Origin of the sequence: Sphaerospermopsis aphanizomenoides BCCUSP55, from assembly GCF_001586785.1 — a bacterium.
Classification (GTDB): Bacteria; Cyanobacteriota; Cyanobacteriia; order Cyanobacteriales; family Nostocaceae; genus Sphaerospermopsis_A; species Sphaerospermopsis_A aphanizomenoides_A.
In genome coordinates this window covers 1-11971 of record NZ_LUFH02000142.1, presented here as the reverse complement: position 1 = coordinate 11971, position 11971 = coordinate 1, and the positions used below count along the sequence as shown (strand labels likewise).

Here is an 11971-nt window from a genome sequence, read left to right as displayed (position 1 = left end):
CATATAGATATAATAGATGTAATTAAAGAAGTATTCAAAAAAGCTGATACAAACAATATTCGAGTTATCCGCAAAACTAAATGGCTTATTGATGAGTTTATTCCCTTAATGAAAGATTGGGAAGAGAGTTTGCGTCATCAAATTATCAGAAATATTATTGTTATTAATATAGCAAAATTAGATACTGAATTTTACAAAAAATTTCCTAGTATTAAAGGCACTAAATCAGCTTTTCTGTTTTCATCAGATATATCAGAAGAGCAAGTAAAATCTCAACCTAAACAAGATATATTTCAACAAGAAATAGGAGATATAACTTGGCTAAAAATATATTTTGGCTTTCGTCCTCTACAAGAAATGGATGAAATGATAATTCAATTAGTTACAACATCCTTTATTGATAGAGATAATTTCAATCAAATAGGTATGTTCTTGAATGAGCGAGAGAAGAAAAGCGAATTTGATGTAAAAATACGTATTATTCAAGACCTATGCTTTAATTCATTCGCAGACAATGAAAAAAAAATATCTGATGAAATAATTAATTACCTCGAAGAACATAATCTTGATTTAAGAATTTATGAATTTGATCAAATTAAATTATTTGCTTCAAAAGTGGGACTGAATATAAACAACTACGAAATATCCTTAGTGAAAGAAATAATACAAAGAATATTTTATGAAATAGCAGACGATGATATAACTACTTTTGATGAGATAATTAGATTACAAGAAAAACTAGCGGCTTATCCTGACTTATATATAGACTTTAAAGAGAAAGAAAAACAGTATGCTAAAACATTAGATATTAATACAATTTTCTATAAAATCATACATCCTGATTCAGAATCTTTATTGATTTTCTACATTAAACTTTGTCGAGAATATAAAAACATGAGCGAATAATGTCAATGGTTAGAAGAAGAAAATAAAAATGTAAATTTTTTATCAGTACAAAAAATGTTACAGGGAAATATACCTCTATACACAGAATATTTAAAAACAGATTTAGAAATTATCTCACAAAACTTAGAAACAGCGATTCGTCAATTAGCTCACAAAAGTGAATTGAATAAAAATAGAGCAAAGTACCTTTACAATATAGATATAGATAATCAACCTCATCCTGAAAATCCTTAAATCCTGGACATCCTGATTCAGACAAAAAACATTACTGAATATCCAACAGAATGCTTTAAAATCCCCAACACCATGTAAAATACATAATTCAGACTGTATTTCCTCAACAACATGGGTAGCACATTTGGTCATCTTTTCCGAATCACAACATTTGGCGAATCTCACGGCGGCGGTGTGGGTGTTATCATTGATGGTTGTCCCCCACGACTGGAAATTTCCCCGGAAGAAATTCAATTTGAACTAGACAGAAGACGGCCAGGACAAAGTAAAATCACTACACCCCGCAAAGAAGCGGACACCTGTGAGATATTATCAGGAGTCTTTGAAGGTAAAACCCTGGGAACACCTATTTCTATCTTAGTCAGAAATAAAGATACCCGTTCCCAAGATTACGATGAGATGGCGCAAAAATACCGTCCTTCCCATGCAGATGCAACTTATGATGCAAAATATGGGTTTAGAAATTGGCAAGGTGGTGGTAGATCCTCAGCACGTGAGACAATAGGTAGGGTAGCTGCTGGTGCGATCGCTAAAAAAATTCTTCGTCAAGTTGCAGGTGTGGAAATTATTGCTTATGTGAAGCGCATCAAAGACTTAGAAGGAACTGTTGATACAAACACTGTAACTTTGGAAGATGTAGAAAGCAATATCGTCCGTTGTCCAGATGGGGAAATTGCCAACCAAATGATAGAATTAATTGAAAAAACTGGTAGAGATGGTAACTCTATTGGTGGTGTAGTTGAATGTGTAGTGCGGAATGTTCCCAAAGGTTTAGGTGAACCTGTTTTTGATAAATTAGAAGCAGACTTAGCAAAAGCAGTAATGTCCCTACCTGCAAGTAAAGGGTTTGAAATTGGTTCAGGTTTTGATGGAACATTATTAACTGGTTTTGAACACAACGACGAATTTTATATTGATGAAAACGGAGAAATTAGAACCGTAACCAACCGTTCTGGTGGCATTCAAGGAGGAATTTCTAACGGGGAAAATATTATTTTAAGAGTTGCTTTCAAACCAACCGCAACTATTAGAAAAGAACAAAAAACCGTAACTAAAGAAGGAGAAGAAACAGTATTAGCTGGAAAAGGAAGACATGATCCTTGTGTATTACCGCGTGCTGTACCGATGGTTGATGCAATGGTGGCGTTGGTTTTATGTGACCATCTCTTAAGGAATCATGGACAATGTCAAGTGTTATAGAAATTATAGAAATTTGCTATTTCTGAGTACGGAATACCGACAACTGAATGCTGTAGGAGTTGACAATGTTAAATTCCTACAAACCATTACCATGACTCATTTTTGTCTGATAAATTTTAACAAACCGACTAATACCTTTGAAACGATAGTCTCCCATTTCTTGAAAGTCCGAACGTTGGGACAGCATTTTATAAGTAACCTCACTAATTACACATTCACCAGGAGGACAAATTGGTTCCATTCTCGCGGCCAAATTAATTGTTGCTCCTAAAGCTGTATAATCTACCCTTTGAGAACTGCCCACATCACCAACAACAGCTTTACCACTATTAACAGCAATGCGTAATTGTAAAGGTTCAGGCCAAAAATTCTGAGTATTGAGGTTTTGCAGACGGGAAAGCATACCCTTGGCAGCAGCAACCGCTCTTTCTGGATGGTCTGGCTGTGGTTCAGGAGCGCCAAAAAACGCCATAATACAATCACCAATATATTTATCTAAAGTGCCGCCATAAGCAAACACTTCTTGTAACATTTCCTCAAATAAATAGTTTAATAATTCAGCAATTTCTTTGGGTGTGAGTCGTTCAGAAATAGCAGTAAAACCTACTAAATCAGCAAACAAAATACTAATTTCGCTTTCCGTAGGAGCTAAACGTCCATCCAGAAATCCTCTCACTGAGATTAATTGCTGGACAACACCTGGTGAATGATACCTTTCTAAACGATGACGAATCACTTCTTCAGTTTTCAATTTATCTAACAATAACCAACGTTGAACACCAGAAGCAACAAGATTTGCTAAAGCTGAAAAAAAGCTGAGTTCTTCCTGACCTTCATCTGTCCAGTGAGATGAATAAAGTTGAGCATCGGCATAGAGAACACCAACTACTTTGTTTTCATCCCACAAAGGTACTGCCATTGCACTACGAATACCTTTAACTAAAATACTTTCTTCACCAGAAAACCGTTCATCGGCTTGGGTATTAGCACTTTGAATAGCGACTTTTTCTTTAAATACCTTTTGACAAATACTGCGACTAATCCATACACCTTCTGTCGGGAAATTTTGTTCTGGGGAACTATCTCTAGTTGCCGAATTCATTAGTTTTAAATCACCAGAACCATTAACATCAATTAATAATGCCAACCTTTCAATGCCATCTATATAACGAAAAACTACTTGTTGTACCTGAGAAAAAATTTCTTCAATAGATGTTGCGGCACAGAGGTTTTTTGCTATATCTACCAAATCTTTCAGACGAGCAATAGTTTTATCTTTATTTTTTTTACTACCACTAATATCACTTGCTTCTATCCATTTTTGTTGTAATTCTTCTACATCTCGTAATATGGTTATTTTCTGACCACTAGTTTCCAGATTTGGTCTGTACTGAGGTGGTAAGTTTTCCAAAGTAGGTGAAAATGCTACTACCAACTTGACATTACCCAACCAAATCACATCTTTGTCATGCAATTCTCGGGATGAAGTGACAGGATGTTGATTAATTTGCGTCCCATTTTTACTACCCATATCCTCAATAGTCCACCCACCATTGATGGTTTTGACAATACGGGCGTGTTTGCGGGAAACTCCCCCAAAAGGTAAAAATAAATCGCATTCGGGCAAACGACCGATGACGAATACATCTTGCGTCACGGAAACTGAGGTTTCAGTATTAGCCTCTATGATGAGTAGCGTAAGTTCAGTCCTGACTGTCATATCATTTATACTGAAAGCTAGGAACACAAGTATTGTAATATTACTTAGGGCTTACGCATCAAATACCAGGCATCCGGTGAATTACCACTAGATTTTAGACATAAACTAGGTTAGATTGCGTAAGTCATAACCTTACCTTGTCTTTACAATACTGTTAACGGCATTAAAACAAATTTAGATGTAGTAAATATTACTAAAACAATCAATAGAAAAGAATGAGGGACTTATCTTCTGTATCACGCTATTTGTGCAATGGTGTAATACTAACTTGATGTGAGGCTGCACAAAATCCTGAAATCCATTGATTAATCCATCTTTATCTGTGTTCATCTGCGTTCATCTGCGTTCAATTATTCTTGATATTTTATTCTCTGGAGCTTCATATTAATTTGGTATAACTCAATGGTGTGCATAAGTTATACTATCTATTCTGGATTTCCTGTTCCCTATTCCCTCCCCACACAAGTCAATATGGCTACGCTATCAGGAATCAAACCAGATGGGTTTAATTGGCAATTAAAACATATTTTGTATATCTTAAGACGGTGCAAATAATTTAAACATTATATAATAATCCTATCACTTCAACATCTGATTTTTTGGACAGAACCCCAAATTAATCTGCCATAGTAATCAAAAAGTATGTCTCCAAAGTCTCCCGTAATCAAATTTTATTCCGTCAATTTTATTTTCCTATTAGCAACTATTGTTGTGGTAATTGTATCTACACTATATCCCTTTAATTTTTTCTTACCTACTAATCTTTCCTAATCTGATTTTTTTGCCAGTTTTAATCATTCCAGCTTTTTTCAAGTTCAGGTCAATAATGTTTTACTATTTATGCCTTTGGGTTTCTATTGTGGTAATTTTTTGCAGAAACTTAGGATCAATGTAATATTACAAATTATTATAGTTTTTCTGCTGAGTGCTGGCTTATCATCAACAGTTGAAGTTTTGCAAATATTTCTCCCTTCTAGAACTCCGACACCAGCAGATATTTTTAATAACACTTTTGGGGGATGTTTGGGTTTTTTAGGGTTTTATTTGTGGAATTACCCAAGCTTAAGGAAAATCAGTATTTCGAGGGTATCAAATTCACAAATAAAAATAATTGGATTGATGCTTGCTTATCTTTCTCTCACTTTGCTGATTTCACTTTTCTGGCAAAGCACAATCAACTTGAGTAATTGGGATTTAAATTATCCATTGTTACTTGGTAATGAACATAAAGCCAATAGACATTGGCAAGGGTATATCTCTGAAGTTTATATCATGGATCGGGCGATATCAACTTATGAAGCCAGAAATGGATTAAATGATTCTAATTATTTTCAAGATTTAGGTGATTCGCTCTTGGCTAATTATCAATTACAGGGCCAATGTTGTTATCAAGATCAAACAGGAAATTCTCCAGAATTAGTCTGGCAAGGTCAGCCGCAAAATCTCCAGATAAACCAAGGTGTTTTTTTGAGTTATGGCCAATGGCTAAAAACAACAGGATCAGTAAAAACTATCAGTCAAAGAATTAGTGAAAAATCTGAATTTACACTGAGTGCTAATCTGGCAACTGACAATCATCAACAAACTGGCCCGGCGCGGATTATTTCAATTTCTAATCATGCTTTACAGCGTAATTTGAGCATTTCACAGCAGGGTAATTCCCTAGATTTAAGAGTAAGAACTCCCATCACTGGAGAGAATGGTTCAGATTTAAAACTGATGATTCGTGATGTTTTTGTTGATGATAAATACCATAAAATTATAATCACATATTCTAGAGGAACTGTTCAAGTGTATATAGATAAAGTAGAAAATTTGTACTCTTTTAATTTACTGGATTTAATTCCCTTCACTCAAAAATTATTTTATTACGCGCTGACTTTTATTCCTTTAGGCGCAGGTTTAGCTATATTAAGTCTTTTTGCCAAAAATAAGGTGATGTTATCTAGGGTATTGGTTGGAAGTGGTATTTTATTACCTGCTATTCTTCTGGAGGTGATTTTAATTAGTGCAACTCCTAAAACACTGAATTGGAAAAACATATTGCTAGGAATATTATTTACAGCAGTAACAATGTTAATTTTTAGACTCAGAGCAGAATATTTACAAGCTAGAAGTTAATTCAGAAGTATATTCAGTACAACAAACACCCATTTATTGCTGAAATTTTCCACAACACCCAAAAATAAAGAAACCTTAAGCGATCGCACCCCATCCCCCACATCACGCTATGATCAGAGATAGTGCCTAAACTGTGCCTAAAATCTCAGCATCTACCATGACTACTCCCACACCAGAACCCCAGCAACCAAATATACCTCTTAGCGATACAAAACTGGTAGAAGATCGCAGCAAGCTGAGTAAAATGTATCAGCACTATGTAGAAATGAAGGATCAATATCCTCATGCGTTGCTGCTATATCGCGTCGGTGATTTTTTTGAAACTTTTTTTCAAGACGCTGTAACCGTATCCAGAGAATTAGAATTAGTTTTAACCAGTAAACATGGGGGTGAGGTTGGTCGTGTAGCTATGACTGGTGTCCCTCATCACGCTTGGGAACGGTACACCACCCTACTGGTAGAAAAAGGTTATGCTGTGGTAATTTGTGACCAAGTAGAAGATTCATCGGAAGCGGTGGGTTTGGTAAAACGGGAAGTGACCCGCATCCTTACACCAGGGACTTTGCTGGAAGAAGGAATGCTGAAAGCAAGTCGTAATAATTACTTGGCGGCTGTGGTAATTGCGGTTAATCATTGGGGTTTGGCTTATGCTGATATATCAACTGGGGAATTTCTCACTTGTCAAGGTAGTGATTTAGAACACTTGACCCAAGAGTTAATGCGATTGCAACCATCGGAAGTGTTGTTTCCCACCAATGCACCCGATTTAGGTACTTTATTACGTCCGGGGGAAACTTCACCATCTCTTCCTCAATGTTTACCACCGACATTTTGTTATAGTTTGCGATCGCAAGTTCCCTTTGCTCAAGCCGAAGCTAGAAGTAAATTATTGCAGAAATTCAAATTGCGATCGCTCGAAGGTATTGGTTGTGAACATTTACCCCTCGCTGTTCGCGCTGCTGGTGGACTTTTGGAATATATCGAAGATACCCAAAAACAAAACACCGTACCTCTACAATTATTACGCACCTATACCCTCACCGATTATCTCATCGTTGACCACCAAACCCGCCGCAACTTAGAAATTACCCAAACCGTGCGCGATGGTACTTTTCACGGTTCTCTGTTATGGGCTTTAAACCGCACAACCACCGCAATGGGCAGTCGGGCGTTAAGAAGATGGTTGTTACAACCGCTACTTGATATCAAAGGTATTAGGGCGCGACAAGATACCATTCAAGAGTTGGCAGAAAATACACCTCTGCGTCAAGATTTACGGACATTATTAAGGCAAATCTATGATTTAGAACGATTAACAGGTCGAGCAGGTTCAGGAACAGCCAATGCCAGGGATTTAATGGCTTTAGCTGATTCTTTCTCTCGTTTACCTGAATTATCGCAAATAGTAGAAGATGCTCGTTCTCCCTTCCTCAAAGCTTTGCAAAAAGTTCCACCTGTACTGGAAGTATTGGCAGAAAAGTTACACGCTCACATCGTAGAATCACCACCTATTCATTTAAAGGAAGGGGGTTTAATTCGCCCTGGGATAAATCCGCAGTTGGATGAAAGAAAGGCTACAGTAGAAAGTGATCAGCAATGGATTGCAAATTTAGAAGTTGATGAAAGAGCAAGAACAGGAATTCCTAATTTAAAGGTAGGATTTAATAAAACCTTTGGTTATTACATCAGTATTTCCCGTTCCAAGTCTGACCAAGTTCCTGATAATTACATCCGTAAGCAAACTCTGACGAATGAGGAACGTTACATTACTCCTGACTTGAAAGAGAGAGAAGCACGAATCCTGACAGCGCGAGATGATTTAAATCAGTTGGAATATGAGATTTTCGCCGCTTTACGGGATGAAGTGGGTTCTCACGCCGAAACTATTCGCAATATTTCCCGTGCGGTTGCGGCGGCGGATGTATTATGTGGTTTGGCTGATTTGGCTGTACATCAAGGTTATTGTCGTCCGGAAATGGTGGAAGGCCGGGAAATTGCGGTTGTTGATGGCCGTCATCCGGTGGTTGAACAGTCTTTACCTGCTGGGTTTTTTGTTCCTAATTCGACTTGCTTGGGGGGAAAGGAAACGAACCGCAGAGACGCAGAGGACGCAGAGGAAGAGGGGAAGAAGAATATACTCCCCACCTCCCCATTTTTATATCCGGATTTGGTGATTTTAACTGGTCCTAATGCGAGTGGGAAGAGTTGTTATTTACGTCAGGTGGGTTTAATTCAGTTAATGGCGCAAATTGGTAGTTTTGTCCCTGCTAGGTCTGCTAGGTTGGGAGTTTGCGATCGCATTTTTACCCGTGTTGGTGCTGTTGATGATTTAGCCACTGGTCAATCTACTTTTATGGTAGAAATGAATGAAACTGCTAATATCCTTAATCATGCAACTGCTAGGTCTTTGGTTTTGTTGGATGAAATTGGTAGGGGAACTGCAACTTTTGATGGTTTATCAATCGCTTGGGCTGTGGCAGAATATTTAGCAGTGGAAATTAAAGCTCGGACTATTTTTGCTACTCATTATCATGAGTTAAATGAATTGGCTAGTATTGTTTCTAATGTGGCTAATTATCAAGTTACTGTGAAAGAATTACCTGATCAAATTATCTTTTTGCATCAAGTTCAACCTGGTGGTGCGGATAAATCTTATGGAATTGAAGCGGGAAGGTTAGCGGGTTTACCAACGGTGGTAATTCAACGAGCAAAACAGGTGATGGGACAAATTGAAAAACATAGTAAAATTGCAATGGGTTTGCAGAATTTGGAATAATCAACCGTTCTCCACTTTTTCTAAACACTCCTGCAATTTTTTCGCCAGCACCCTAACATCAGGTTCATCAAGTAAAGAAAGATGAGAACCAGGAATGTGATAAATATCTAATCTACCTGTAACTATCTCACCCCAACCAAATTGAGAATCGTATTTTACACCTATTTTCTCACTCCGATTTTCATCCTCCGTTCTCAACAAAGTCACTTTACCTGAATAAGTTGGAAATTTATATTCCCGCAAAGCTTGGGTGTTAGCATCCATAATTCGTAAATACTTATCAGTGGCTTTGGAATTTACACATTGCTGGAAAATCTGAAGTGCTATTTTTAAATAATTTTTGCATCTCTGTTTGATAGAATATTTTGCGTGTTTACTCCAATTTAAAACTTTCTTCAACAAGTAACAATGACCTCCTGTGATGATTTTCTGGCAATGTAAAGGAATTCTTTTCAGAAATGATAAACGTTGGTAGTACCCTGGACGACAAGTATCTAACATAGCTAAAAAGCTCACTTTTTCACCTTGTTTTTGCAGTTGTCGTGCCATTTCATAAGCAACAACACCACCAAAAGAATATCCTCCTAGAAAATAAGGCCCTTGTGGTTGAATAGTCCGTATTTGTTGAATATAGTGGGTGGCCATGTTTTCCACTCTCACTAAAGGCGGCTGTTTTCCATCTATTCCTTGGGGTTGCAGTCCATAAACAGGTTGTTCATTCCCTAAATGTATTGCTAAATGACGATAACAAAGTAGTTCTCCACCGAGAGAGTGAACTAAAAATAAAGGTGGTTTAGAACCTTGGGGTTGAATTTCCACCAAAGATGAATGATAGGATTTTGCTGTTAAAGTATTTACTAAATCTTGGTTTTGACGGATAATTTGGGCGATCGCAGCTACCGTACCAACGGGAAACAAAGATGCTAAAGCCAATTTTTTGCCAAATTTCTGTTCGATAGCTGCAAATATTCGCACAGCTATCAGCGAATTTCCCCCTAGTTCAAAAAAGTTATCTTGTCTCCCAATAGGTTGAACACCTAAAAATTCTTCCCATATTTGTGTTAGCTGATATTCTATATCATCAACAGGTTCTTCAAAGTTTGCTGTTATTTCTGGTGTTATTAATTCAGGTGCAGGTAAAGAGCGTCTGTCTGTTTTACCATTAGGTGTTAATGGTAAAGCATCCAAAAATACAAAAGCACTAGGTATCATGTATTCTGGGAGTTTATCTTGTAAATATCGTCTTAATTCTTGAGTAGTTAGTGCAGGTTTTTGTTTAGGTACAAGATAAGCTACTAACCGTTTTTCTCCAGGAATATCTTCACGAGCTATCACTACAACTTCTTTGAGATTACCACTCTTAAAAAGTACCATCTCAATTTCTGTTACTTCAATTCTGAAACCTCTAATTTTTACCTGAAAGTCTTTTCTGCCGACATGAACTAAACAACCATCAGCTTCAATACGTCCTAAATCACCAGTGCGATAAATTCTTTCAGTTCCACCTTGAATATGAGAAGTAAATACAGTTTCTGTTAATTCTGGTTTTTGCCAATAACCTAAAGCTAAATACTTACTTTTAACAGCAATTTCACCAATATTGCCAATTTCAACTTCTACACCTGCATCATCCAAGAGTACAACTTCCATTCCTTCGACCGCATAACCAATGGGAACATTACTTCCCAGAATTTTCGTATCTTTATCAACAATGAAATTCCTAAAAGTTCCCGTTTCAGTTGCACCTAAACTTGCATAGAGAATACATTCATCAGCAAAATATTTTTTGTAATTTTCAACATCTCTAATTAAGGTAGCTTCTCCACCTAATTTAACTAAGCGAATTTTAGGAAATTGTTCCCCACCTGTGAAGCTGTCCACAAAATGGCGAAACAGAGTAGTAAAGGAATGATAAATAGTAATTTCTTCTATAATTAGCCAATTGACTAAATTGTTTAATCCTTCTTTTTTGACATCATAGGAATAAAGAGCCGCACCATTAAGCAAGGTATAAAAAATACATAATAATCCACCCAATGCACTACATGAATAAAGAAAAATTACCTTATCTTCTGGACTAATAAGTAAGGTATTTGTATCAGTCATGCAGTAGTGCAAAGAATTTATATGACTCTGAACTACTCCTTTTGGTTTACCAGTTGACCCACTTGTGTAAATGATATAAGCTGGATTTTCAGGTAATATGTGAATGTGGAGATTTTCTGTGGAGATATGATAGGAAATTTCATCAATATTCAAAATTTCACAACCATGACTAGCTAATTCACGAGCTAAAGTTAAATTCTGATTATTGGTAATAATAAAAACAGCTTGAGCATCTTCGACGATATAAGCAAGTCTATCAACAGGAAATGAAGAATCTAGAGGTACAATAATCTTTCCTGTTTTCAATCCACCAAAGATGCTAATAATAAAATCTGCTCCTTTTTCGAGCAACAAAGCAATCACTTCTAATTTCTCTCCTCTTTGAGAGAGAATAGCATTTGCTAATTGGTTGGCTTTTTTGTTTAATTGTTGATATGTAAGAGTTTCATTCGTTGTTTTAATAGCTATCGCATCAGGATATTTATTAACCTGCTGTTCAAACCGAGAAGGTATAGATTGCTGAATATCTGAAGTATTGAAGCGAACAAATCCAGATGGTGCAGTAATTAATTTATTGCTAATAAATTTTTGATTGCAAATATGGCTGCGAACTAGAGAAGAAATATTATTCATGGTTTCACAAAAATAATTAACAATTGAAAAGTCTGAGAGAAATTTTTCTCATTTTAGAAAATATCAAAAAAAGGATCTATACCCTTAAAAATTTAGATTAAGGATTTGTGAGTAAATTGCCTAAAAATTTGAGTTTTACGCTGAATCTTTACGACATTAGCCAAAAATATTCTACATATAAATGAGTGAAGCTCATGCAGCTATATTAGTTAGAAATATTTATTTTTTGTCCTCCATAAACATTTTTAGATTTATAAAAACCGATGGTACAGGCT

General features: G+C 36.3%; 7 protein-coding genes and 1 pseudogene. 6 read left to right on the top strand and 2 right to left on the bottom strand.

Features of this window, described 5'->3' with window-relative positions:
• The 3 genes from A0J48_RS24380 to aroC form a co-directional block, all read left to right on the top strand.
• A partial coding sequence (locus A0J48_RS24380) for a hypothetical protein (RefSeq protein ID WP_200327174.1) occupies positions 1 to 906 on the top strand: 906 nt, incomplete at its 5' end.
• A 54-nt stretch (positions 907 to 960) separates the two neighbouring features.
• Entirely contained in the window at positions 961 to 1140 is a 180-nt protein-coding gene (locus tag A0J48_RS24375; protein ID WP_200327173.1) for a hypothetical protein, read from the top strand.
• Positions 1141 to 1251: 111 nt separating this feature from the next.
• The gene (gene aroC, locus A0J48_RS24370; RefSeq protein WP_200327172.1) at positions 1252 to 2340 is read left to right on the top strand and encodes a chorismate synthase; all 1089 of its coding nucleotides are present in this window, start codon (positions 1252 to 1254) and stop codon (positions 2338 to 2340) included.
• A gap of 76 nt (positions 2341 to 2416) precedes the next feature.
• On the opposite strand, the gene A0J48_RS24365 is transcribed toward aroC, so the two are convergent.
• Entirely contained in the window at positions 2417 to 4060 is a 1644-nt protein-coding gene (locus A0J48_RS24365) for an adenylate/guanylate cyclase domain-containing protein (protein ID WP_200327171.1), read from the bottom strand.
• 819 nt (positions 4061 to 4879) lie between these two features.
• On the opposite strand from A0J48_RS24365, the pseudogene A0J48_RS27660 reads away from it, so the two are divergent.
• From A0J48_RS27660 to mutS, 3 genes and pseudogenes are all read left to right on the top strand, one after another.
• Positions 4880 to 5098: pseudogene (locus tag A0J48_RS27660) on the top strand (VanZ family protein); the annotation flags it as partial.
• An 81-nt stretch (positions 5099 to 5179) separates the two neighbouring features.
• Positions 5180 to 6181, top strand: a complete 1002-nt coding sequence (locus A0J48_RS24360; protein WP_325079019.1) for a hypothetical protein — start codon at positions 5180 to 5182, stop codon at positions 6179 to 6181.
• A gap of 157 nt (positions 6182 to 6338) precedes the next feature.
• Entirely contained in the window at positions 6339 to 8957 is a 2619-nt protein-coding gene (gene mutS, locus A0J48_RS24355) for a DNA mismatch repair protein MutS (protein ID WP_200327175.1), read from the top strand.
• Here mutS and A0J48_RS24350 read toward each other — a convergent pair whose 3' ends face one another.
• Positions 8958 to 11696 carry an AMP-binding protein gene (locus tag A0J48_RS24350; RefSeq protein ID WP_200327170.1) on the bottom strand — a complete coding sequence of 913 codons (2739 nt, stop codon included), beginning with the start codon at positions 11694 to 11696 and terminating at the stop codon, positions 8958 to 8960.
• Positions 11697 to 11971: the final 275 nt, after the last annotated feature.